The organism is Pseudomonas sp. 01L34 (assembly GCF_056400265.1).
Map to the genome: position 1 here is coordinate 142,991 of NZ_JBFTSX010000005.1, position 23,971 is coordinate 166,961.

The following is a 23,971-nucleotide window of genomic DNA, read 5'->3' on the forward strand; positions in this document are numbered from 1 at the left end:
CCTGTGGCGAGGGGGCTTGCCCCCGTTGGGTCGCGAAGCGGCCCCAGCATTTCGATGAGAAAACCGTATCCACGGGAAATTGCGACTGCTGCGCAGCCGAACGGGGGCAAGCCCCCTCGCCACAGGATTGTTTGAAGCTGATGGTTATTTCAGCGCCGCAAGCACCTGGTCCGGGTCATACCCGCGAATCAACGTTCCATTCACATCGATGATCGGAATCCCGCGTCCGCCGAGTGCCTCATAGGCTTTGCGCGCCACGGCATCCTTCTCGATATCGAATACCTTGTACGGAATACCTTTCTGATCGAGGAAGCGCCGGGTCAGCTTGCAGTAGCCGCACCAGTCAGTGGCGTAGAGCACGACGTTGGCCTTGGCCTGGGTCTGCTCGGACACCACCTGCGAGGGGTGAAGCACCCGCTCGATCTTGCCCCAGTTCTGGTAAACCACGACCACCAGCAGGATCAGCAGGAATTTTTTCAACACGCCGCCGAGCATCAGTTGCGTCGCTTGAGCTGGTCGGTCAGTTGGGTCGGCAGGCCTTTGATGATCAACGTGCCGGCTTCTTCGTCGTATTCGATCTTCGAGCCCAGCAGGTGCGCTTCGAAGCTGATCGACAGGCCTTCGGCGCGGCCGGTGAAGCGGCGGAACTGGTTCAGGGTGCGCTTGTCCGCCGGGATCTCCGGGGACAGGCCGTAGTCCTTGTTGCGGATGTGATCGTAGAAGGCTTTCGGGCGATCTTCGTCGATCAGTTCGGACAACTCTTCCAGGCCCATGGGCTCGCCCATTTTGGCCTGGCTGCTGGCGTAATCCACCAGGGTCTTGGTCTTCTCGCGCGCGGACTCTTCCGGCAAGTCTTCGCTTTCGACGAAGTCACTGAACGCCTTGAGCAGAGTGCGGGTTTCACCGGGGCCGTCGACGCCTTCCTGGCAGCCGATGAAGTCGCGGAAGTACTCCGAAACCTTTTTGCCGTTCTTGCCTTTGATGAACGAGATGTACTGCTTGGACTGCTTGTTGTTCTGCCACTCGGAGACGTTTATCCGCGCCGCCAGGTGCAACTGGCCAAGGTCCAGATGTCGCGAAGGGGTCACGTCCAGCTGATCGGTCACCGCCACGCCTTCGCTGTGGTGCAGCAGGGCGATGGCCAGGTAATCGGTCATGCCTTGCTGGTAATGCGCAAACAGCACATGGCCACCGACCGAGAGGTTGGATTCTTCCATCAGCTTTTGCAGATGTTCGACCGCCACCCGGCTGAAGGCCGTGAAATCACGACCACCGTCGAGGTATTCCTTCAGCCAGCCGCTGAATGGAAACGCGCCGGACTCCGGATGGAACAGCCCCCAGGCTTTGCCCTGTTTGGCGTTATAGCTTTCGTTCAAGTCGGCGAGCATGTTCTCGATGGCCGCGGACTCAGCCAGTTCAGAGTCGCGGGCGTGAAGAACTGCGGGTGTGCCGTCGGGTTTTTTGTCGATCAGGTGGACGATGCAATGACGGATCGGCATGGGCTTCTCGGCTGATTGGAGAGAGGAGGGCGTGCTCCCCCGAAAAAGCGCCCAGTGTACCGCAACCACTGGTTTTGGCGTGGTCCGAAGGGCAATTCGAAGCTCTCCGGCGACCCTGATGTGATTTTTTCCCGATTTAGAGCAATAAAGCTGACCAAATGGGTAGCTAGAGGCGGATATTTCCCCGTCTCTGTGCTAGTTTTGCCCGGTCTTACGCGAAGTCACTGCGTTAAGCGTGCATTCAGCATTTGTCAGGTCGAACCAAACCCTGATTTCGGTATCTATAACCCCGACTCGTCGTGGTTATGGCCGAGGGTGCCAGATCCAGAAGATCGGGCTCGATGGCTGACACTGCACTCTGCAATCCATATGAATTTGATAGGGAAGGAACACTACAATGGCTCTTACTAAAGACCAACTGATCGCCGACATCGCTGAAGCTATCGACGCGCCAAAAACCACCGCGCGTAACGCTCTGGACCAACTGGGCCAAATCGTTGCCGATCAGCTGGAAAACGGCGGCGAAATCACTCTGCCAGGTATCGGCAAGCTGAAAGTGACTGAGCGTCCTGCCCGTACCGGCCGCAACCCTTCGACTGGCGCTGCCATCGAAATCGCTGCCAAGAAAGTGATCAAGCTGGTTGTGGCCAAAGGCCTGACCGACGCTGTCAACAAGTAAGACTTGTTAAAAAAACCGTGCTCCGGAGCAATCCGGGCACGGTTTTTTTGTGTCTGCGATTCAGCGATTGATCAGGCTCAATCGCTGTCTCGGTTGTTACTCAGCTTTTGCGGGCCCAGCGCTCGCGCCAGACCTGTTGCTCGGATTTGGTCTGGAAGGTCCAGGCGACGAAGCGACTTTGCTTCTGCCCTTGGGACATTTCCACGACCTGGCTTTCCAATACGCCGGCCTTTTTCAGCGCCGTCTGGATCGCCGGCAGGTTCGAGGCTTTCGAGACCAGGGTGCTGAACCAAAGCACTTTGTGTTGAAAGTGCGCGCTCTCGGCGATCAGTTGCGTCACAAACCGTGCCTCGCCACCTTCACACCACAGTTCGGCCGATTGCCCGCCAAAGTTCAGCACCGGCAGTTTGCGTTTTGGGTCGGCGCGGCCCAGCGCGCGCCATTTACGCACGCTACCCTTGGTCGCCTCGTCCATCGAGGCGTGGAACGGCGGGTTGCACATCGTCAGGTCAAAGCGTTCGCCAGGTTCGAGCAAGCCCAACAGAATGTGCTTGGGATTAGTTTGCTGGCGAAGCTGGATGGCTTTGTTCAGCCCGTTGGACTGCACGATGGCTTTGGCTGAGGCTACGGCTATCGGGTCGATTTCCGAGCCGAGGAAGTGCCAACGGTAGTCGCTGTAGCCGATCAGCGGATAGACGCAGTTGGCGCCCATGCCGATATCGAGCACCTTGACCGGCGCGCCGCGAGGGATCTCGCCGTCGTTGACGCTGGCCAGCAGGTCGGCCAGGAAGTGCACGTAGTCGGCACGGCCCGGAACTGGCGGGCACAGGTAGTCGGCCGGGATGTCCCAATGGGCGATGCCATAGAACGCCTTGAGCAGCGCCCGGTTGAACACTCGCACCGCGTCCGGGCTGGCGAAGTCGATGCTCTCCTTGCCGTACGGATTGATGATCACGAACTTCGCCAGTTCCGGCGTGCTCTTGATCAGCGCCGGGAAGTCGTAACGACCCTGATGGCGATTGCGCGGGTGCAGGCTGGCCTTCTCGCGTGGCTCCACGGCTTTGGCCGGGGTCGCGGGTTTAGGCTTTTTGCGCGCAGGTTTGGGTGTGCTGGGGGCGGTCATGGGCGAGGTCGATTCGGGTATGGCTAAAAGTGGCGGGTATTGTCCCACATCCAGCTGCTGGTCACCCAATTGTGAAGATCGCTGCATGTCCCTGTGGCAACGGGTGTTTGGGAGTATGTGGCGGGCATAAAAAAGGGAGGCCGCTGGGGCCTCCCTGTTTTATTGCGATGTGCCGTTACAAACTGGCAATCCGCGCATGTTGCTCCGCCAGCTTGCCCAAAGCCTGTTCAGCTTCAGCCAGTTTGGCACGTTCCTTCTCGATGACTTCGGCCGGGGCCTTGTCGACGAAACCGGCGTTGGACAGCTTGCCGCCGACGCGCTGAACTTCGCCCTGCAAACGCAGGATTTCCTTGTCCAGGCGCGCCAGTTCGGCGTCCTTGTCGATCAGGCCGGCCATCGGCACCAGTACTTCCATCTCGCCAACCAGTGCGGTGGCGGACAGTGGAGCTTCTTCGCCTGCCTTCAGAACAGTGATCGATTCCAGGCGCGCCAGCTTCTTCAGCAGGGCTTCGTTCTCGGTGAGTCGACGCTGATCTTCGGCGCTGACGTTTTTCAGGAACAGGTTCAGCGGCTTGCCTGGACCGATGTTCATCTCGCCACGAATGTTACGCGTGCCGAGCATCAGACCCTTGAGCCATTCGATATCGTCTTCGGCAGCCTGGTCGATGCGTGCCTCAACGGCCACTGGCCAAGGTTGCAGCATGATCGTCTTGCCTTGAATACCGGCCAGCGGCGCAACGCGCTGCCAGATTTCTTCGGTGATGAATGGCATGAACGGGTGAGCCAGGCGCAAAGCGACTTCCAGCACTCGAACCAGAGTGCGACGGGTGCCGCGCTGACGTTCGACCGGTGCGTTTTCGTCCCACAGCACAGGCTTGGACAGTTCCAGGTACCAGTCGCAATACTGGTTCCAGATGAACTCGTACAAGGCTTGTGCCGCCAGGTCGAAACGGAACTGATCGAGCTGACGGGTCACTTCGGCTTCAGTGCGTTGCAACTGCGAGATGATCCAGCGATCCGCCAGGGACAGCTCATAGGCTTCGCCGTTCTGGCCGCAGTCTTCGCCTTTGTCCAACACGTAGCGCGCGGCGTTCCAGATCTTGTTGCAGAAGTTGCGGTAGCCTTCGACGCGGCCCATGTCGAACTTGATGTCACGACCGGTGGACGCTAGCGAGCAGAAGGTGAAGCGCAGGGCGTCGGTGCCATAGCTGGCGATGCCTTCGGCGAACTCGTCGCGGGTCTGCTTTTCGATCTTCTTCGCCAGTTTCGGCTGCATCATGCCGGAGGTGCGTTTCTGCACCAGATCTTCCAGCTCGATACCGTCGATGATATCCAGCGGGTCCAGGACGTTGCCCTTGGACTTGGACATCTTCTGGCCCTGGCCATCACGCACCAGACCGTGCACATAAACAGTCTTGAACGGAACCTGCGGTGTGCCGTCTTCGTTTTTCACCAGGTGCATGGTGAGCATGATCATCCGGGCAACCCAGAAGAAAATGATGTCGAAACCGGTCACCAGCACGTCGGTGGAGTGGAATTTCTTCAGGAATTCGGTCTGCTCCGGCCAGCCGAGGGTGGAGAAGGTCCACAGGCCCGAACTGAACCAGGTATCCAGAACGTCGTTGTCTTGTTGCAGCGCAACATCCGGCCCGAGATTGTGCTTGGCACGTACTTCGGCTTCGTCGCGACCGACGTAGACCTTGCCCGACTCGTCGTACCAGGCCGGAATCCGGTGGCCCCACCACAGCTGACGGCTGATGCACCAGTCCTGGATATCGCGCATCCACGAGAAGTACATGTTTTCGTACTGCTTTGGCACGAACTGAATGCGGCCGTCTTCAACCGCGGCGATGGCCGGCTCGGCCAATGGCTTGGTGGACACGTACCACTGGTCGGTCAGCCACGGCTCGATGATGGTGCCGGAGCGGTCGCCTTTAGGCACTTTCAGGGCGTGGTCGTCGACGCTGACCAGCAGGCCGGCGGCTTCGAACGCTGCCACGATCTGCTTGCGCGCTTCGAAGCGGTCGAGGCCGGCGTATTCGGCCGGGATCTTGCCGTCGATGCTCTCGTTCAGTGTGCCGTCGAGATTGAACACCTGGGCCGCAGGCAGCACATGGGCGTTTTTGTCGAAGATGTTCAGCAGCGGCAGGTTGTGGCGCTTGCCGACTTCGTAGTCGTTGAAATCGTGGGCCGGGGTGATTTTCACGCAGCCGGTGCCGAATTCAGGGTCGCAGTAATCGTCGGCGATGATCGGGATGCGGCGGCCAACCAGCGGCAGCTGGACAAATTTGCCGATCAGGGCTTTGTAGCGTTCATCGTTCGGGTTAACGGCCACGGCGGCGTCGCCGAGCATGGTTTCCGGACGCGTGGTCGCGACGATCAGGTAGTCGTTGCCTTCAGCGGTTTTGGCGCCATCGGCCAGCGGGTACTTCAGGTTCCACAGGAAACCTTTCTCGTCGTGGTTTTCCACTTCAAGGTCGGAAATCGCCGTGTGCAGCTTGGTGTCCCAGTTGACCAGACGCTTGCCGCGATAGATCAGACCGTCTTCGTGCAGGCGCACGAAGGCTTCTTTCACCGCCTCCGAGAGGCCGTCGTCCATGGTGAAGCGCTCACGGCTCCAATCCACGGACGAGCCGAGGCGGCGGATCTGACGGCTGATGTTGCCGCCGGACTGATCCTTCCATTCCCAGACTTTCTCGAGGAATTTCTCACGGCCCAGATCGTGGCGATTCTGGCCCTGAGCTTCGAGTTGACGCTCCACCAGCATTTGCGTGGCGATACCGGCGTGGTCGGTGCCTGGCTGCCACAGGGTGTTGCGACCCTGCATGCGGCGGAAACGGATCAGGGCGTCCATGATCGCGTTGTTGAAGCCGTGACCCATGTGCAGGCTGCCGGTGACGTTCGGCGGCGGGATCATGATGGTGTAGGACTCGCCCTCGCCTTGAGGGGCGAAGTAGTTCTCGGACTCCCAGGTGTTGTACCAGGAAGTTTCAATGGCGTGCGGCTGGTAGGTCTTATCCATGCGCGGCGGGACCCTATTGGCATTTATTCAGGAAAAGCCGGGAAGTATAGCGGGGCACGGGGCGTAGGGCGAGCAGGGGCGGACTGTGGCGAGGGGGTTTACCCCCGTTCGGCTGCGAAGCAGTCGTAAAACCGATGTGTGGGTGCGCCAGATGCACCACGATGGCAGATATTGGGGCCGCTTCGCGACCCAACGGGGGTAAACCCCCTCGCCACGGAAGCCCGCTCGGCTCAAGGTTACTCGTACTGGCTAAGCAACCGTTCCATCCGTGCATCAAGGCGGCGTTTGATTTCGGTTTCGATGTGCGGGGCGAAGTCGTCGATCACGTCTTGCATGATCAATTGCGCGGCGGCGCGCAGCTCGCTATCCAGGTGCAACAGGGCATCGGGGCCCTTGTTGGCGGCAGGAGCCGGCTGGGCGGCCGGGGCGGGTGGTGGCGGTTCGACCTGGGGCGCATGGCCGACGGTGTCGAACAGCATGGGTATCTGTTCCTGGTCGCCTTCAATGACGGCGTCGGTCAGCAACGGCGGTTGCAGGTTGTCATCGCCGAGCAGTTGGCGGATCGACTCAAGGTCTTCCAGCAGGTGCACGGACTTTTGCGGTGGTTTTGGAGTGTCCATCGGAATGCTCAGAGTCGCTGTAAACGGTGATCTTGCAGAGGATAGCCCTGTTCGCGGTAGAAACGAAAACTCTCCCGCGCAGCCGCACGAATCGCCGGGTCTTCCACCACCACTTCCGCCACGCGGGCGAATTGTCTGGCAAAGGCCGGGACTTTCAGGTCGAGATTGACCAGCAGATCCTGATGCTGACCGCAGTCATCGCCAAGACCCAACACAATCAAACCGTCCGGCTCGCTTTCGGCAGGACCGTGGGGCACGAAGCTTTCGCCCTTGAACGCCCACAACCGCGCATCGAGCGCATCACGCTGGGCGGCATCGCTGCAATGCAGGTAAATGCGGTGGCCCATGCGCCAGGCTTTTTCGGTGAGCTTGCAGGCGAAATCCAGCCGCGCCGAAGGATCGGCGCTGGGCAGGATATAGAAGTCGACTTTGGTCATTGCGGTTCCTGAGTTGCAAGCGGCGTCACCCGAGAGTGACGCCGCTGCAAGTCATCGGTTTCAGGCTTTGGCGCGGTCCAGCAGGTATTGGGTCAGCAGGGGAACCGGACGGCCAGTGGCGCCCTTGTCCTTGCCGCCGCTGGTCCAGGCTGTGCCGGCGATGTCCAGGTGTGCCCAGTTCAGGTTCTTGGTGAAGCGCGACAGGAAGCAGGCGGCGGTGATGGTGCCGGCTTTCGGGCCGCCGATGTTGGCGATGTCGGCGAACGGGCTGTCCAGCTGCTCTTGATACTCATCGAACAGCGGCAGTTGCCAGGCGCGGTCGTCGGCGGCTTGGCCGGCGCTCAGCAGCTGGCCGATCAGTTCGTCGTTGTTGCCCAGCAGGCCCGAGGTGTGGGCGCCCAGCGCCACGACACAAGCACCGGTCAGGGTGGCGATGTCGATCACCGCTTGGGGCTTGAAGCGTTCGGAGTAGGTCAGGGCATCGCACAGCACCAGACGGCCTTCGGCGTCGGTATTGAGGATTTCAACTGTCTGGCCGCTCATGGTGGTGACGATGTCGCCCGGACGCGAAGCGTTGCCGCTCGGCATGTTCTCGGCGCAGGCCAGGATGCACACCAGGTTGATCGGCAGTTTCAGCTCAAGCACGGCACGCAGGGTGCCGAACACGCTGGCGGCGCCGCCCATGTCGTACTTCATCTCATCCATGCCGGCGCCTGGCTTGAGGCTGATGCCGCCGGTGTCGAAGGTGATGCCTTTGCCGACGAGGGCGTACGGCTTCTCGGATTTCTTGCCGCCGTTGTATTGCATGACGATCAGGCGCGGTGGCTGGGCGCTGCCCTGGCCAACGGCGTAGAACGAACCCATGCCCAGGTCCTTGATCTTCTTCTCATCGAGGACTTCGACCTTCAGGCTTTTGAACTCTTTGCCCAGGTTCTTGGCTTGTTCACCAAGGAACGTCGGGTGGCAGATGTTCGGCGGCAGGTTGCCCAGGTCACGGGTGAAGGCCATGCCGTTGGCGATCGCGGTGGCGTGGGCCACGGCGCGTTCGACTTCAGCCTGTGCTGCCTTGATGGTCACCAGAGTGACTTTCTTCAGGGAGCGCGGGTCGGCTTTCTGGCTCTTGAACTGTTCGAAGATGTACTCGCCGTCCACCAGTGTTTCGGCCAGCAGGCGGGTCTTGCCATAGCTGTCACGGCCCTTGACCACCACTTCGTCCAGGGCCAGCACTGCATCGCTGCCGCCCAGGCCTTTCAGGGTATTGAGGATGCCGGCGATGATTTTGCGGAACGGGCGATCGCCCAGTTCTTCATCCTTGCCCACGCCCACCAGCAGCACGCGTTCGGCCTTGAGGTTGGGCAGGCTGTGCAGCAACAGGCTTTGGCCGACTTTGCCGGCCAGGTCGCCGCGCTTGAGCACTGCGCTGATAGCGCCGCCGCTCAGTTCGTCGAGTTGTTTGGCAACGGTGCCGAGCTTGCGGCCTTCGCGGACGGAGACCACCAACGTGGCGGTCTTCAACGTTTCCGGGCTAACGCTTTTTACAACCAGTTCCATGTCCGGGTCCCTGAATTAATGGTCAAACTGCGCGACGCGCAGAGGCTTGCCTATAAGTAGAAAGGCGCCGGTGTGTTGCCAGCGACAAAGGCCGCAGTTTGAACCTCGCTGCCTGCGCCTGACAACCCTCGGTTATGCGAACTTCAGCGGTTCAGGTGCTTGCTTGAGCATGCGCAGTGACAGGCGCACTCAATCACAGGATAATGCGCCATCTTTTTCGGCGGCCCTGCCCTGCGGGCCGGCTGATACGTTTGTTTGTTTGGCCGCTTAGCCTGACAACCCTGGAGTGTCTGGTTTGATTGTCTTCCGTTATCTATCCCGCGAAGTCCTGTTGACCTTGAGCGCCGTCAGCGCCGTGCTGCTGGTCATCATCATGAGCGGACGCTTCATCAAATACCTCGCCCAGGCGGCCTCTGGGCTCCTGGATCCAGGTTCGCTGTTCCTGATCATGGGCTATCGCCTGCCGGGCTTCCTGCAGCTGATTCTGCCTTTGGGGCTGTTTCTCGGGATCTTGCTGGCCTACGGTCGTCTGTACCTCGAAAGCGAAATGACCGTGTTGTCTGCTACTGGCATGAGCCAGCAGCGTCTGTTCGCCATGACTCTTTTTCCGGCCACCCTGGTTGCCCTGATCGTGGCGTGGCTGAGCCTGAGCCTGGCACCGCAAGGTGCCAACCAGTTCCAGCTGCTGTTGAACAAGCAGGATGCACTGACCGAGTTCGACACCCTCGAGCCGGGTCGCTTCCAGGCCTTGCGCGACGGCACTCGGGTGACCTACACCGAGCAACTGTCGGATGACCGCATCAATCTGGGCGGCGTGTTCATTTCGCAAAAGAATGTCAGTTCCGACAACAAGGATCGGGGGATTTCTGTACTGGTAGCCGAGAAGGGCCATCAGGAAATCAGGCCCGATGGCAACCGTTACCTGATCCTCGACAACGGCTACCGCTACGACGGTAATCCGGGTCAGGCCGACTACCGCGCCATCAAGTACGACGAGTACGGCGTATTGCTGGCCAAGCCGGACGTCAGCGACGAAGTGACCGACCGCGATGCGATGACCACCAGTTCCTTGCTGAGCAGCGACGACATCCGCTCGCGTACCGAACTGCAATGGCGCCTGTCCCTGCCGTTGCTGGTCTTCATCGTGACCCTGATGGCGGTGCCGCTGTCGCGGGTCAACCCGCGCCAGGGCCGTTTCCTCAAGCTGCTGCCGGCGATTCTTCTTTATATGGCTTACCTGACCATCCTGATTGCCGCTCGCGGCGCCCTTGAAAAGGGCAAGATCCCGCCGGTGTTGGGCTTGTGGTGGGTGCATGCAATCTTCCTGGCCATCGGTCTTGGCTTGCTGTATTGGGAGTCGCTGAGCTTGAAGATGGCGAGTCGCCGCAGCGCGCTGGAGGTGGCCCGTGGATAAGCTCGATCGCTACATCGGTAGCAGCGTGTTCATCGCGATCCTGGCGGTGCTTGGGATCATTCTGGGCTTGGCAACGCTGTTCGCCTTCATCGATGAGATGAGCGACGTCAGCGATACCTACACGTTGATGGATGTACTGAGTTACGTGTTGCTGACCGCGCCGCGCCGCCTGTACGACATGTTGCCGATGGCGGCGCTGATCGGTTGCCTGATTGGCCTCGGCAGTCTGGCCAGTCACAGCGAGCTGACCATCATGCGTGCCGCCGGTGTGTCCATCGGTCGGATCGTCTGGGCCGTGATGAAGCCGATGCTGATCCTGATGGTGGTAGGGCTGGTAATTGGCGAGTACGTCGCGCCGGCCACGGAAATCACCGCTCAAGCCAACCGCTCGCTGGCCCAGGGCAGTGGCGATGCGCAAAGCGCCAAGCACGGTTTGTGGCACCGTCAGGGTGATGAGTTCATTCACGTCAACTCCGTGCAACCCAACGGTCTGCTGTACGGCGTGACCCGTTATCGTTTTGACGATCAACGCCACATGCTGTCTTCGAGCTTCGCCAAACGCGCGGAATTCGATACCGATCACTGGCAACTGACCGATGTCACGACCACGCTGTTCCATGACAAAAGTACCGAAGTGGTGACTGCCCCTGTGGAGCGCTGGGAAATAGCCCTGAGCCCGCAACTGCTGAGTACCGTGGTGATGGCGCCCGAGTCGTTATCGATCAGCGGTCTGTGGAATTACATCCACTACCTGGCTGACCAGGGGCTGAGCAACGGTCGTTACTGGCTGGCGTTTTGGGTCAAGGTGTTGCAGCCGCTGGTGACCGCTGCATTGGTGTTGATGGCGATTTCCTTCATCTTCGGTCCGCTGCGGTCGGTGACCCTTGGTCAGCGGGTCTTCACTGGCGTACTGGTGGGCTTCACTTTCCGTATCGTCCAGGATTTGCTCGGGCCTTCGAGCCTGGTGTTCGGCTTCTCGCCGCTGTTTGCGGTGCTGGTACCGGCCGGTGTCTGCGCCCTGGCCGGGGTCTGGTTGCTTCGCCGGGCCGGTTGATTGTAGGAGCCGGCTTACTGGCGATTGCATCGCTGCGGTCATCCAGATCCACCGCGGCGTCCCCATCGCCAGCAAGCCGGCTCCTACAAAAGTCGCCAAAAACGCCCCTGTCGCAAGACCGGGGCGTTTTTGTAGGCGCCGTCTGACCTGCAAACGTGACGCTTGCGCCGTGGATCAGGTACAATTCCCGGCTATTTTTCGGCGGGCTATGCCTGCAGCCTTTTTGAGTGTTGATCCGTGAGTGATTTGAGTCATATCCGCAATTTCTCCATCATCGCCCACATTGACCATGGCAAGTCGACGCTGGCCGATCGCTTCATCCAGATGTGCGGCGGCCTTGCCGAGCGCGAAATGGAAGCCCAGGTGCTGGATTCCATGGACCTGGAACGTGAACGCGGGATCACCATCAAGGCCCACAGCGTCACCCTGTATTACAAAGCCCGCGATGGCATTAACTACCAGCTGAACTTCATTGATACCCCGGGCCACGTCGACTTCACCTATGAAGTCAGCCGGTCGCTGGCGGCTTGTGAAGGTGCGTTGCTGGTGGTCGATGCCGGTCAGGGCGTCGAGGCGCAGTCGGTTGCCAACTGCTACACGGCGATCGAGCAGGGCCTGGAAGTCATGCCGGTGCTGAACAAGATCGACCTGCCACAGGCCGATCCGGAGCGCGTCAAGGAAGAAATCGAAAAAATCATCGGCATCGATGCCACCGACGCGGTCGAGTGCAGTGCCAAGACCGGCCTGGGCGTCGATGAAGTGCTCGAGCGTCTGGTTCACACCATTCCCGCGCCGACCGGCAACATCGAAGATCCGTTGCAAGCGTTGATCATCGACTCCTGGTTCGACAACTACCTTGGCGTTGTTTCCCTGGTTCGTGTGCGCCACGGTCGAGTGAAGAAGGGCGACAAGATTCTGGTCAAGTCCACCGGCAAGATCCACCTGGTGGACAGCGTCGGTGTATTCAACCCGAAGCACACCCCTACCGTCGACCTGAAGGCCGGTGAAGTAGGCTTCATCATCGCCAGCATCAAGGACATTCACGGTGCGCCAGTGGGCGATACCCTGACCTTGAGCTCGACGCCGGACGTCGATGTGCTGCCAGGCTTCAAACGCATTCAGCCGCAGGTGTACGCCGGCCTGTTCCCGGTCAGCTCCGACGACTTCGAAGACTTCCGCGAGGCGCTGCAAAAGCTCACCCTCAACGATTCGTCGCTGCAATACACACCGGAAAGCTCAGACGCACTGGGTTTCGGCTTCCGTTGCGGCTTCCTCGGCATGCTGCACATGGAAATCATCCAGGAGCGCCTGGAGCGCGAATACAACCTGGACCTGATTACCACGGCGCCGACGGTAATCTTCGAGCTGCTGCTCAAGACCGGCGAGACGATCTACGTCGATAACCCGTCCAAGCTGCCAGACCTGTCTGCCATCGAAGACATGCGCGAGCCAATCGTGCGCGCCAATATTCTTGTGCCGCAAGAGCACTTGGGTAACGTCATTACCCTGTGTATCGAAAAACGTGGCGTACAGGTCGATATGCTGTTCCTCGGCTCCCAGGTACAAGTGACCTACGACCTGCCGATGAACGAAGTGGTGCTGGACTTCTTTGATCGTTTGAAATCCACCAGTCGCGGCTATGCTTCTCTGGACTACCATTTCGATCGTTACCAATCGGCCAGCCTGGTGAAACTGGACGTGCTGATCAATGGCGACAAGGTCGACGCTCTGGCGCTGATCGTGCACCGTGACAACTCGCACTACAAAGGTCGCCAGTTGACCGAGAAGATGAAAGACCTGATTCCGCGGCAGATGTTCGACGTGGCAATCCAGGCCGCCATTGGCGGTCAGATTGTGGCGCGTACAACCGTCAAGGCACTCAGAAAGAACGTATTGGCCAAATGCTACGGTGGTGACGTCAGCCGTAAGAAAAAGCTGCTGGAAAAGCAAAAGGCCGGTAAAAAACGCATGAAGCAGGTCGGTAACGTGGAAATTCCACAAGAAGCCTTCCTTGCCGTGCTCAGGTTGGATAGTTAGGTCCTATGTCACTAAATTTCCCGCTGTTGCTGGTCATCGCCGTGTTCGTCTGCGGCCTGTTGGCGTTGCTCGATCTGCTGTTCCTGGCGCCACGGCGCCGGGCTGCCATCAACTCCTATCAGGGGAGCGTCAGCCAGGCTGACATGGTAGTGATCGAGAAACTGAACAAAGAGCCGCTGCTGGTCGAATACGGCAAGTCGTTCTTCCCGGTGTTGTTCATCGTGCTGGTGCTGCGTTCGTTCCTGGTGGAACCGTTCCAGATTCCTTCCGGCTCGATGAAGCCAACCCTGGATGTCGGTGACTTCATTCTGGTGAACAAGTTTTCTTACGGGATCCGCTTGCCGGTGATCGACAAGAAAGTCATCGAAGTCGGTGATCCGCAGCGCGGCGATGTGATGGTGTTCCGCTACCCGAGCGACCCGAACGTCAACTACATCAAGCGTGTAGTGGGCCTGCCGGGCGATCAGATTCGCTACACCGCCGACAAGCGCCTGTTCGTCAATGGTGAGTCGATTGCCGAACAACTGGTCGGCTCCGAGCCGGGCACGTTGGGTAGCGCTGAGCTCTACAAGGAAAAACTTGGCGCCGCCGAGCACCTGATCCGCAAGGAAATGAGCCGCTACCGCGCAACGCCGGACCATTCGTGGACCGTGCCGGCCGGGCACTACTTCATGATGGGCGACAACCGCGACAACTCGAACGACAGTCGCTACTGGGATGATCCGAGCATTCCCAAGGATCTGCTGGGCATGGTTCCCGACAAGAATATCGTCGGCAAGGCCTTCGCAGTCTGGATGAGCTGGCCGGAACCCAAACTCGGTCACCTGCCGAATTTCTCGCGGGTTGGTCTGATCAAGTAATCACACACGGCGCTGTTGAACACAGCGCCGAATGCATTTCTGGAGTCGGCACAATCGGCGACAGGAGCATGAAAACAACGATATTCAGGACGTTATTTTTGAACACAGCGTTAATTGTCCCAAGCCTGCGCCGCATCAAGGCCCTGGCGGTGGAATCCAACCACGAACTCAGCGTGGGTAAACCGTGAGCGTCTCCTTAAGCCGTCTCGAGCGTCAGCTCGGTTACACCTTCAAGGATCAGGAACTGATGGTCCTGGCCCTGACTCACCGCAGTTTTGCCGGGCGCAACAACGAACGCCTGGAATTCCTCGGCGATGCCATCCTCAATTTCGTCGCCGGCGAGGCGCTGTTCGATCGCTTCCCGCTGGCCCGTGAAGGCCAGTTGTCGCGTTTGCGCGCACGCCTGGTGAAAGGTGAGACCCTGGCCGTACTGGCTCGTGGTTTCGACTTGGGCGAATACCTGCGCCTGGGCTCCGGCGAATTGAAAAGCGGCGGTTTCCGTCGCGAGTCGATTCTGGCCGATGCCCTCGAAGCGCTGATCGGTGCGATCTACCTGGACGCCGGCATGGAGGTGGCGCGCGAGCGCGTGCTGGCCTGGCTGGCCGGAGAGTTCGAAGGCCTGACGCTGGTCGACACCAACAAAGATCCGAAAACCCGCCTGCAGGAATTCCTGCAGTCCCGTGGTTGTGAGCTGCCGCGTTACGAAGTGGTGGATATCCAGGGTGAGCCGCATTGCCGGACGTTCTTCGTCGAATGTGAAATCATCTTACTGAATGAAAAAAGCCGAGGTCAGGGTGTGAGTCGTCGTATTGCCGAACAGGTAGCGGCCGCCGCAGCACTGATTGCCCTGGGTGTGGAGAATGGCAATGACTGATTCAACCGCAACTCGCTGTGGCTATGTTGCCATCGTCGGCCGTCCCAACGTGGGCAAGTCCACGCTGCTGAACCACATTCTGGGTCAGAAACTGGCGATCACCTCACGCAAGCCGCAGACCACCCGCCACAACATGCTGGGCATCAAGACCGAAGGCGACGTTCAGGCGATCTACGTCGACACCCCGGGTATGCACAAGGGCGGCGAAAAGGCCCTGAACCGTTACATGAACAAGACCGCTTCGGCGGCGTTGAAAGACGTCGACGTGGTGATCTTCGTGGTTGACCGTACCAAGTGGACCGACGAAGACCAGATGGTCCTCGAGCGCGTTCAGTACGTGACCGGTCCGCTGATCGTGGCGCTGAACAAGACCGACCGCATCGAAGACAAATCCGAGCTGATGCCGCACCTGACCTGGTTGCAGGAACAGCTGCCGAACGCGCAGATCATGCCGATCTCGGCCCAGCACGGGCACAACCTTGACACGCTGGAGCGAGTGATCGCCGAGCACCTGCCGGAAAACGATCACTTCTTCCCGGAAGATCAGATCACCGACCGCAGCAGCCGCTTCCTTGCGGCTGAACTGGTACGCGAAAAAATCATGCGTCAGATGGGCGCCGAGCTGCCGTACCAGATCACCGTGGAAATCGAAGAGTTCAAGCAGCAGGGCAAAACCCTGCACATTCACGCTTTGATCCTCGTTGAACGTGACGGTCAGAAGAAAATCATCATTGGCGACAAGGGCGAGCGCATCAAGCGCATCGGCACCGAAGCGCGCAAGGACATGGAGCTGCTGTTCGACTCCAAGATCATGCTCAATCTGTGGGTCAAGGTGAAAGGTGGCTGGTCTGACGACGAGCGTGCCTTGCGTTCGCTGGGTTACGGCGACCTGTAAATCGTCCAGCAGCACATCGATTCAATTGTAGGAGCGAGCTTTTGTGGCGAGGGAGCTTGCTCCCGTTCGGCCGATCCGCGCCCGGGCGAAGCAGTCGTAAATCCTGGCATCGCGGTTTTACCTGAAACACTGAGGTGCATGGTTTTGGGGCCGCTTCGCAGTCCAGCGGGACGGTGCGGCGTTCCGACAAGCTCCCTCGCCACAGTGGATCTCCAGAGATTCGGAAACTGATGTCATCCAGCCCGCCCATCGGCCAACCCGCCTACGTGCTCCATTCCCGCGCCTACCGCGAAAGCAGTGCGCTGGTGGATTTCCTCACGCCGCAAGGTCGGCTGCGGGCGGTGTTGCGCAGTGCGCGGGGCAAGGCCGGGACGTTGGCGCGGCCGTTCGTGCCGCTGGAAGTCGAGTTCCGTGGCCGGGGCGAACTGAAGAATGTCGGCCGCATGGAAAGCGCCGGCGTTTCCACCTGGCTCAATGGTGAAGCGCTGTTCAGTGGTCTCTACCTCAACGAATTGCTGATCCGCTTGCTGCCCGCCGAAGATCCTCATCCCGCGGTTTTCGATCACTACGCCGCGACCTTGCTTGCCCTGGCCGAAGGTCGACCACTGGAACCATTGCTGCGCTCCTTCGAATGGCGACTGCTCGATGATCTCGGTTATGGCTTCGCGCTGAATACCGACATCCATGGCGACCCCATTGCGCCGGACGGTCTCTACCGCTTGCAGGTGGATGCGGGTCTGGAGCGGGTTTACTTGTTGCAACCAGGCCTGTTCAACGGTACCGAACTGCTGGCCATGGCCGATGCCGACTGGTCCGCGCCCGGTGCGCTGTCCGCCGCCAAGCGCTTGATGCGTCAGGCGTTGGCCGTTCACTTGGGTGGGCGTCCATTGGTTAGTCGTGAGTTGTTTCGAAAGCCGTAGTCTCCCCGTATGCTGTGCACCGAACTTCCCCCTTCTTCAGGAGCGCTTCCGTGACCACCAGCAATCGCATTCTTCTTGGCGTGAACATCGACCACGTTGCCACCCTGCGTCAGGCCCGGGGTACTCGTTACCCGGATCCGGTCAAGGCAGCGCTGGACGCGGAAGAGGCGGGCGCTGACGGCATCACCGTGCACCTGCGTGAAGACCGCCGGCACATTCAGGAGCGCGATGTCCTGCTGCTCAAGGACGTGCTGCAAACCCGCATGAATTTCGAAATGGGCGTCACCGAAGAAATGATGGCGTTCGCCGAGCGTATCCGCCCGGCGCACGTTTGCCTGGTGCCGGAAACCCGTCAGGAACTGACCACTGAAGGCGGTCTGGACGTAGCGGGGCAGGAAGCGCGGATCAAGGCGGCGGTGGATCGCCTGGCGAAGATTGGCTGCGAAGTGTCGCTGTTCATCGACGCTGACGAGCGGCAGATTGAGGCGTCCCGCCGTGTCGGCGCGCCGGCCATTGAATTGCACACCGGGCGTTACGCGGACGCCGAGACGCCAACCGAAGTTGCTGAAGAGCTCAAGCGTGTGGCCGATGGCGTGGCATTCGGTCTGGCCCAAGGCCTGATCGTCAACGCCGGCCATGGTTTGCACTATCACAACGTCGAGGCTGTTGCGGCAATCAAGGGTATCAACGAACTGAACATCGGCCATGCGCTGGTGGCCCATGCGTTGTTCGTCGGGTTCAAGTCGGCAGTGTCGGAGATGAAGGCGCTGATTCTGGCGGCTGCAAAAGCTTAAAGCCAAACACAAAACAGTGTGGGAATGAGCAGGCTCGCTCCCACAATTTTGATGGGGGGTGGCTATTAGAGCGGTGGGGTTTCCTGGCTCGGCTTGGTCTTGTCGACCCCCGGCACATGCAGGTTGCCCTCGGCGACCTGGGTGCCTTCGAGCTGCGGCTGCGTGACCCACGTCAGGATGTCGTAGTAGCGACGGATGTTCGCCACGAAATGCACCGGTTCGCCGCCACGGGCGTAGCCATAACGAGTCTTGCTGTACCACTGCTTCTGCGAAAGGCGGGGCAGTATTTTCTTCACGTCCAGCCATTTGTCCGGATTCAACCCTTCCTTGGCCGCCAGTTTGCGCGCGTCATCCAGGTGACCGCTGCCCACGTTGTAGGCGGCCAGCGCGAACCACGTACGATCCGGCTCCTGGATCGACTCGTCCAGTTGATCCTTCATGTAGACCAGGTATTTCGCGCCGCCCATGATGCTCTGCTTGGGGTCTAGGCGATTGGAAACGCCCATGGCTTGCGCCGTGTTCTGGGTCAGCATCATCAATCCGCGCACGCCGGTCTTGGACGTGACCGCCGCTTGCCACAGCGATTCCTGATAACCGATTGCCGCCAGCAGGCGCCAGTCGACTTTTTCTTTCTTGGCGGACGCCTTGAAGTGCTGTTCGTATTTGGGCAGTCGTTGCTGCAAGTGCTGGGCGAAGGTGGTGGCGCCCATATAGCCGAGTACGTCGACATGCCCGTAGTAGCGGTCTTTGAGGCGTTGCAGGGTGCCGTTTTGCTTTACTTTGTCGAGGTAGGTGTTGATTTCGTTGAGCAGGCTGTTGTCATCGCCGGCGGCCACGGCCCAGCTCTGGTTGCTGGCATCACCGAGGTCGAAGGCGACCCGCACGTTGGGGAAGTAGACCTGGTTCATCGCCACTTCGTTGGAGTCGACCAGGGTCAGGTCGATCTGACCTTCGTCGACCATGCGCAGCAGGTCGACGACTTCAACCGCGTCGGACTCTTCGTATTCAATGCCGGGATATTTCTTTTTCAGCTCTGCCAATTGCTCGGCGTGGGTGCTGCCCTTGAGCACCATGATTTTCTTGCCGACCAGATCGCCTGCGTCGGTCGGCCGCGACTGGCCGTTGCGATAGATGATCTGTGGGGTGACTTCGAGGTAGGAATGGGAAAACCGCACCTGCTTTTTGCGGTCCTCGCTACTGACCAGGCCGGCAGCGGCCAGCACCGGGCCATTTGGCTTGCCCACCTGATTGAACAGGTCGTCGAGGTTGTCGGCGGTTTCGATCTTGAGTTCGACCCCCAGATCGTCGGCGAAGCGCTTCACCAGCTCGTATTCGAAGCCGGTTTCACCATTGCGATCCTGAAAGTAGGTGGCGGGGCTGTTCCGGGTAACCACCCGCAGCACGCCATCCTCCTTTACGCGCTCCAGCGTGTTGGGTTTATCAACACAGCCACTGAGCATCAGGAAGAGTCCGGTTGCGATCAGCCATTTGGCGTACCGCGGACGCAAAGCCGTTGGGAAAAACATCTGCGCAGTATACGCAAAGGACCACGAGCGCCATATCTCGACAGAGAAGGGCTTGTCTGCTAGGGCTTCAAAAACCCGCTTGGAGCCCGCAGGAATGGGCCCGAACAGCATTTTATGACAGAAAAAATAACCCCCGGCGCGCACCTGTTCAGGGCCCGAATACCCGGCCCGACGTTCGGGTGCAACCGCGTGTACCGTTTCGGGTGATGTCGCGGGCGGTTTAGGCTAGAATGCACGGCCTCAAAGCACACCCCTTCCCGAGGCTGTCCCGAAGATGTTGATCCTGCGCGGCGCTCCTGCCCTTTCTGCCTTTCGCCACAGCAAACTCCTTGAGCAACTGAGCCAGAAGGTTCCAGCTGTCAGCGGCTTGTATGCTGAATTCGCTCACTTCGCCGAAGTTACCGGCGTCCTGACCGGCGACGAACAGCAGGTGCTCGCGCGCCTTCTGAAGTACGGCCCTAGCGTTCCGGTACAAGAGCCCACTGGTCGTCTGTTCCTGGTATTGCCGCGTTTCGGCACCATTTCGCCGTGGTCCAGTAAAGCCAGCGATATCGCTCGCAACTGCGGCCTGACCAAGATCCAGCGCCTGGAACGCGGCATTGCGTTTTACGTCGCCGGCCAGTTCAGCGACGCCGAAGCGCAGCTGATCGCAGACGCGCTGCACGACCGCATGACCCAGATTGTGCTGGGCAACCTCGAACAAGCCTCCGGCCTGTTCAGCCACGCCGAACCCAAGCCCCTGACCGCGATCGACGTGCTGGGTGGCGGCCGCGCCGCGCTGGAAAAAGCCAACACCGAGCTGGGCCTGGCCCTGGCCGAAGACGAAATCGACTACCTGGTCAACGCCTTCCTTGGTTTGAAGCGCAACCCGCACGACATCGAACTGATGATGTTCGCCCAGGCGAACTCCGAGCACTGCCGTCACAAGATCTTCAACGCCAGTTGGGACATCGACGGTCAGAGCCAGGAAAAAAGCCTGTTCGGCATGATCAAGAACACCTACCAGATGCATAGCGAAGGTGTTCTGTCGGCTTATAAGGACAACGCCTCGGTCATCGTCGGTTCCGTGGCCGGTCGTTTCTTCCCGGACCCTGAAACCCGCCAGTACGGCGCGGTGCAGGAACCGGTGCACATCCTGATGAAAGTCGAAACGCACAACCACCCGACTGCGATTGCCCCGTTCCCGGGCGCATCCACCGGTAGCGGCGGCGAGATTCGCGACGAAGGCGCCACCGGTCGCGGCGCCAAGCCAAAGGCTGGCCTGACCGGTTTCACCGTGTCGAACCTGCAGATCCCGGGCTTCGAACAGCCGTGGGAAGTGCCATACGGCAAGCCCGAGCGCATCGTTACCGCGCTGGACATCATGATCGAAGGCCCGTTGGGCGGCGCTGCGTTCAACAACGAATTCGGCCGTCCGGCGCTGACCGGCTACTTCCGTACCTTCGAGCAGTCGATCACCACGCCCCATGGCGATGAAGTTCGCGGTTACCACAAGCCGATCATGCTGGCTGGCGGCATGGGCAACATCCGTGAAGAACACGTCAAGAAAGGCGAAATCGTCGTTGGCTCCAAGCTGATCGTGCTTGGCGGCCCGGCGATGCTGATCGGTCTGGGTGGCGGCGCGGCTTCCTCCATGGCCACCGGCACCAGCTCGGCAGACCTGGACTTCGCTTCCGTACAACGTGAAAACCCCGAGATGGAGCGTCGTTGCCAGGAAGTCATCGACCGTTGCTGGCAACTGGGCGACAAAAACCCGATCAGCTTCATCCACGACGTCGGCGCGGGCGGTCTGTCCAACGCCTTCCCGGAACTGGTCAACGATGGCGACCGTGGTGGCCGTTTCGAACTGCGCAACATTCCAAACGACGAGCCGGGCATGGCCCCGCACGAAATCTGGAGTAACGAATCCCAGGAACGCTACGTTCTGGCAGTCGGCCCGGCGGACTTCGAACGCTTCAAGGCGATCTGCGAGCGTGAGCGTTGCCCATTCGCGGTAGTCGGCGAAGCCACTGCCGAGCCGCAACTGACCGTGACCGACAGCCACTTCGGCAACAGCCCGGTGGATATGCCGCTCGAAGTGCTGCTGGGCAAAGCCCCGCGCATGCACCGTTCGGTGGTTCGTGAAAACGAGCTGGGCGACGATTTCGATCCGTCGACCCTCGACATCGCCAACTGCGTCGAGCGCGTCCTGCATCACCCGGCCGTGGCCAGCAAGAGCTTCCTGATCACCATCGGCGACCGCACCATCACCGGCCTCGTGGCCCGTGACCAGATGGTTGGCCCGTGGCAGGTTCCGGTGGCCGACGTTGCCGTTACCGCCACCAGCTTCGACGTTTATACCGGTGAAGCCATGGCCATGGGCGAGCGCACTCCGCTGGCCCTGCTGGACGCTCCGGCGTCGGGCCGCATGGCCATCGGCGAAACCCTGACCAACATCGCCGCCTCGCGCATCGCCAAGATCTCCGACATCAAACTGTCGGCGAACTGGATGTCCGCTGCCGGTCACCCAGGTGAAGACGCACGTCTGTATGACACCGTGAAAGCGGTCGGCATGGAACTGTGCCCTGAGCTGGGCATCACCATCCCGGTGGGCAAGGACTCCATGTCCATGGCCACTCGCTGGAACGACGAAGGTGTCGATAAGGCTGTCACTTCGCCGATGTCGCTGATCGTGACCGGTTTCGCGCCAGTGGCTGACATCCGTCAGACCCTGACCCCGCAACTGCGCATGGACAAGGGCACCACCGACCTGATCCTGATCGACCTCGGTCGCGGCCAGAACCGCATGGGTGCCTCGATCCTCGCGCAGGTTCACGGCAAGCTCGGCAAACAAGCCCCGGACGTCGATGACGCCGAAGACCTGAAAGCCTTCTTCGCGGTGATCCAGGGCCTCAACGCCGACGGTCACCTGCTGGCTTACCACGACCGTTCCGACGGTGGTCTGCTGACCAGCGTGGTGGAAATGGCGTTTGCCGGCCACTGCGGTCTGAGCCTGAACCTCGACGGTCTGGCAGAGACTTCCGCCGATATCGCCGCGATCCTGTTCAACGAAGAACTGGGCGCCGTGATTCAGGTTCGCCAGGACGCCACCGCGGATATCCTCGCGCAGTTCAGCGCTGCTGGCCTGGGCGACTGCGTATCGGTGATCGGTCAGCCGATGAACAACGGCGAGATCAGCATCACGTTTAACGGCGATACCGTATTCGAAGGTCAGCGTCGTCTGCTGCAACGTCAGTGGGCTGAAACCAGCTACCAGATCCAGCGTCTGCGTGATAACGCCGACTGCGCCGAACAAGAGTTCGACGTGCTGCTGGAAGAAGACAACCCGGGCCTGAGCGTCAAGCTCAGCTACGACGTTAACCAGGATGTCGCCGCGCCTTACATCAAGAAAGGCATTCGCCCACAGGTTGCCGTGCTGCGTGAGCAGGGCGTCAACGGTCAGGTGGAAATGGCGGCCGCGTTCGACCGTGCCGGTTTCAACGCGATCGACGTGCACATGAGCGACATTCTGGCCGGCCGTGTCGACCTGAACGACTTCAAGGGCATGGTCGCTTGCGGCGGTTTCTCCTACGGCGACGTACTGGGTGCCGGTGAAGGCTGGGCCAAGTCCGCGCTGTTCAACAGCCGCGCTCGCGATGCTTTCCAGGGCTTCTTCGAACGTACCGACAGCTTCACCCTCGGCGTGTGCAACGGTTGCCAGATGATGTCCAACCTGCACGAGCTGATCCCGGGCAGCGAGTTCTGGCCGCACTTCGTGCGCAACCGTTCCGAGCAGTTCGAAGCCCGCGTGGCCATGGTTCAGATCCAGGAGTCGAACTCGATCTTCCTGCAGGGCATGGCCGGTTCGCGCATGCCGATCGCCATCGCCCACGGTGAAGGCCATGCCGAATTCGCCAGCGAAGAAGCGTTGCTGCAAGCCGATCTGTCGGGTTGCGTGGCGATGCGTTTCGTCGACAACCACGGCAAGGTCACCGAGAAATACCCGGCCAACCCGAACGGCTCGCCGCGCGGGATCACCGGTTTGACCAGCCGCGACGGTCGCGTGACCATCATGATGCCGCACCCGGAGCGTGTGTTCCGCGCGGTGCAGAACTCGTGGCGTTCGGAAGACTGGAACGAAGACGCACCTTGGATGCGTATGTTCCGTAACGCTCGCGTCTGGGTGAACTAAGAGCGGGGAGCTGATTGCCGTGTACAAGCTTTGCTTTTTTGTTCCGGCCAGTCATGTTGAAGTGGTCAAAAGCGCTGTATTCGCCGCCGGTGGCGGGCGGATCGGGGCTTATGACCACTGTGCGTGGCAGGTGTTTGGCTTGGGTCAGTTTCGTCCGCTGGAGGGCAGTCAGCCGTTCATTGGCGAGGCTGGACAGGTCGAGCAGGTTGAGGAATGGAAGGTTGAGCTTGTGGTCAGCGATGAATTGATCCGGGCGGTGGTGGTGGCTCTGAAAGAGAGTCATCCCTATGAGACGCCGGCTTACGAGGTATGGCGGTTAGAGGATTTTTGATTCTCTGGCCGCTGCAATGAGAAACCCGCTGATTCTTCAGCGGGTTTTTTATTGCTCGGGATTTAACCTCTGACCTGATCCGTGATCTTCTGATCTATTTTTTCGAAGCCGACCGAAGGTAGCAGCCAGAACACACTTGATCATTCCCACGCTCTGCGTGGGAG

At 60.0% G+C, this 23,971-nt stretch carries 19 protein-coding genes; 11 read left to right on the top strand and 8 right to left on the bottom strand.

Annotated elements, in window-relative coordinates:
* Window positions 1-144 precede the first annotated feature (144 nt).
* Window positions 145-495 (bottom strand): glutaredoxin family protein, encoded by a 351-nt coding sequence (locus AC1DQM_RS16145; protein WP_477746495.1) that lies wholly within the window; start codon window positions 493-495, stop codon window positions 145-147.
* The gene (yejK, locus tag AC1DQM_RS16150; protein ID WP_018927100.1) at window positions 495-1,499 is read right to left on the bottom strand and encodes a nucleoid-associated protein YejK; all 1,005 of its coding nucleotides are present in this window, start codon (window positions 1,497-1,499) and stop codon (window positions 495-497) included. The genes AC1DQM_RS16145 and yejK overlap by 1 nt, the downstream gene beginning before the upstream one ends.
* 397 nt (window positions 1,500-1,896) lie before the next feature.
* Between yejK and AC1DQM_RS16155 the strand changes: the two genes are divergently transcribed.
* Window positions 1,897-2,178 carry an HU family DNA-binding protein gene (locus tag AC1DQM_RS16155; RefSeq protein ID WP_007905514.1) on the top strand — a complete coding sequence of 94 codons (282 nt, stop codon included), beginning with the start codon at window positions 1,897-1,899 and terminating at the stop codon, window positions 2,176-2,178.
* Window positions 2,179-2,278: 100 nt separating this feature from the next.
* Here AC1DQM_RS16155 and rlmF read toward each other — a convergent pair whose 3' ends face one another.
* From rlmF to AC1DQM_RS16180, 5 genes are all read right to left on the bottom strand, one after another.
* Window positions 2,279-3,301, bottom strand: a complete 1,023-nt coding sequence (gene rlmF, locus AC1DQM_RS16160; RefSeq protein ID WP_018927099.1) for a 23S rRNA (adenine(1618)-N(6))-methyltransferase RlmF — start codon at window positions 3,299-3,301, stop codon at window positions 2,279-2,281.
* Window positions 3,302-3,476: 175 nt separating this feature from the next.
* The gene (locus tag AC1DQM_RS16165) at window positions 3,477-6,323 is read right to left on the bottom strand and encodes a valine--tRNA ligase (protein ID WP_477746496.1); all 2,847 of its coding nucleotides are present in this window, start codon (window positions 6,321-6,323) and stop codon (window positions 3,477-3,479) included.
* 236 nt (window positions 6,324-6,559) lie between these two features.
* Window positions 6,560-6,943 carry a hypothetical protein gene (locus AC1DQM_RS16170; protein ID WP_018927097.1) on the bottom strand — a complete coding sequence of 128 codons (384 nt, stop codon included), beginning with the start codon at window positions 6,941-6,943 and terminating at the stop codon, window positions 6,560-6,562.
* 8 nt (window positions 6,944-6,951) lie between these two features.
* Complete coding sequence (locus tag AC1DQM_RS16175) at window positions 6,952-7,380, bottom strand: DNA polymerase III subunit chi (protein ID WP_018927096.1); 429 nt, start codon at window positions 7,378-7,380, stop codon at window positions 6,952-6,954.
* A gap of 60 nt (window positions 7,381-7,440) precedes the next feature.
* Entirely contained in the window at window positions 7,441-8,931 is a 1,491-nt protein-coding gene (locus AC1DQM_RS16180; protein ID WP_018927095.1) for a leucyl aminopeptidase, read from the bottom strand.
* A gap of 295 nt (window positions 8,932-9,226) precedes the next feature.
* Here AC1DQM_RS16180 and lptF point away from each other — a divergent pair, with 295 nt between their 5' ends.
* The 8 genes from lptF (at window position 9,227) to pdxJ (ending at window position 17,779) form a co-directional block, all read left to right on the top strand.
* On the top strand, window positions 9,227-10,345 hold the full coding sequence (lptF, locus tag AC1DQM_RS16185) for an LPS export ABC transporter permease LptF (protein ID WP_064620163.1): 1,119 nt from the start codon (window positions 9,227-9,229) through the stop codon (window positions 10,343-10,345).
* Window positions 10,338-11,399 (top strand): LPS export ABC transporter permease LptG, encoded by a 1,062-nt coding sequence (gene lptG, locus AC1DQM_RS16190; protein ID WP_064620160.1) that lies wholly within the window; start codon window positions 10,338-10,340, stop codon window positions 11,397-11,399. The genes lptF and lptG overlap by 8 nt, the downstream gene beginning before the upstream one ends.
* 237 nt (window positions 11,400-11,636) lie before the next feature.
* Window positions 11,637-13,436 (top strand): translation elongation factor 4, encoded by a 1,800-nt coding sequence (gene lepA / locus AC1DQM_RS16195; protein ID WP_018927092.1) that lies wholly within the window; start codon window positions 11,637-11,639, stop codon window positions 13,434-13,436.
* Window positions 13,437-13,441: 5 nt separating this feature from the next.
* Entirely contained in the window at window positions 13,442-14,296 is an 855-nt protein-coding gene (lepB, locus tag AC1DQM_RS16200; RefSeq protein ID WP_018927091.1) for a signal peptidase I, read from the top strand.
* Window positions 14,297-14,480: 184 nt separating this feature from the next.
* A complete protein-coding gene (rnc, locus tag AC1DQM_RS16205; protein ID WP_018927089.1) occupies window positions 14,481-15,170 on the top strand; it encodes a ribonuclease III in 690 nt (229 codons plus the stop codon).
* Entirely contained in the window at window positions 15,163-16,065 is a 903-nt protein-coding gene (era, locus tag AC1DQM_RS16210; RefSeq protein WP_018927088.1) for a GTPase Era, read from the top strand. Before rnc ends, era begins: the two co-directional genes overlap by 8 nt.
* Before the next feature lie 230 nt (window positions 16,066-16,295).
* Window positions 16,296-16,985, top strand: coding sequence for a DNA repair protein RecO (recO, locus tag AC1DQM_RS16215; RefSeq protein ID WP_018927087.1), 690 nt, complete (start codon window positions 16,296-16,298; stop codon window positions 16,983-16,985).
* A gap of 50 nt (window positions 16,986-17,035) precedes the next feature.
* Window positions 17,036-17,779 carry a pyridoxine 5'-phosphate synthase gene (gene pdxJ / locus AC1DQM_RS16220; protein WP_138866278.1) on the top strand — a complete coding sequence of 248 codons (744 nt, stop codon included), beginning with the start codon at window positions 17,036-17,038 and terminating at the stop codon, window positions 17,777-17,779.
* Window positions 17,780-17,844: 65 nt separating this feature from the next.
* On the opposite strand, the gene mltF is transcribed toward pdxJ, so the two are convergent.
* On the bottom strand, window positions 17,845-19,305 hold the full coding sequence (mltF, locus tag AC1DQM_RS16225; protein ID WP_477746497.1) for a membrane-bound lytic murein transglycosylase MltF: 1,461 nt from the start codon (window positions 19,303-19,305) through the stop codon (window positions 17,845-17,847).
* Window positions 19,306-19,579: 274 nt separating this feature from the next.
* On the opposite strand from mltF, the gene purL reads away from it, so the two are divergent.
* Both purL and AC1DQM_RS16235 read left to right on the top strand, forming a co-directional pair.
* Entirely contained in the window at window positions 19,580-23,476 is a 3,897-nt protein-coding gene (gene purL, locus AC1DQM_RS16230; protein WP_018927085.1) for a phosphoribosylformylglycinamidine synthase, read from the top strand.
* 19 nt (window positions 23,477-23,495) lie between these two features.
* Window positions 23,496-23,807 (top strand): YqfO family protein, encoded by a 312-nt coding sequence (locus tag AC1DQM_RS16235; protein ID WP_018927084.1) that lies wholly within the window; start codon window positions 23,496-23,498, stop codon window positions 23,805-23,807.
* The last annotated feature ends 164 nt before the right edge of the window (window positions 23,808-23,971 follow it).

Coding starts and splice junctions, on each gene's coding strand:
- AC1DQM_RS16170 (WP_018927097.1), bottom strand. CDS start 6,943: ATGGACACTCCAAAACCACCGCAAAAGTCCGTGCACCTGCTGGAAGAC.
- lepB (WP_018927091.1), top strand. CDS start 13,442: ATGTCACTAAATTTCCCGCTGTTGCTGGTCATCGCCGTGTTCGTCTGC.
- rlmF (WP_018927099.1), bottom strand. CDS start 3,301: ATGACCGCCCCCAGCACACCCAAACCTGCGCGCAAAAAGCCTAAACCC.
- recO (WP_018927087.1), top strand. CDS start 16,296: ATGTCATCCAGCCCGCCCATCGGCCAACCCGCCTACGTGCTCCATTCC.
- yejK (WP_018927100.1), bottom strand. CDS start 1,499: ATGCCGATCCGTCATTGCATCGTCCACCTGATCGACAAAAAACCCGAC.
- AC1DQM_RS16165 (WP_477746496.1), bottom strand. CDS start 6,323: ATGGATAAGACCTACCAGCCGCACGCCATTGAAACTTCCTGGTACAAC.
- AC1DQM_RS16175 (WP_018927096.1), bottom strand. CDS start 7,380: ATGACCAAAGTCGACTTCTATATCCTGCCCAGCGCCGATCCTTCGGCG.
- AC1DQM_RS16145 (WP_477746495.1), bottom strand. CDS start 495: ATGCTCGGCGGCGTGTTGAAAAAATTCCTGCTGATCCTGCTGGTGGTC.
- AC1DQM_RS16180 (WP_018927095.1), bottom strand. CDS start 8,931: ATGGAACTGGTTGTAAAAAGCGTTAGCCCGGAAACGTTGAAGACCGCC.
- mltF (WP_477746497.1), bottom strand. CDS start 19,305: ATGTTTTTCCCAACGGCTTTGCGTCCGCGGTACGCCAAATGGCTGATC.
- era (WP_018927088.1), top strand. CDS start 15,163: ATGACTGATTCAACCGCAACTCGCTGTGGCTATGTTGCCATCGTCGGC.
- AC1DQM_RS16155 (WP_007905514.1), top strand. CDS start 1,897: ATGGCTCTTACTAAAGACCAACTGATCGCCGACATCGCTGAAGCTATC.
- purL (WP_018927085.1), top strand. CDS start 19,580: ATGTTGATCCTGCGCGGCGCTCCTGCCCTTTCTGCCTTTCGCCACAGC.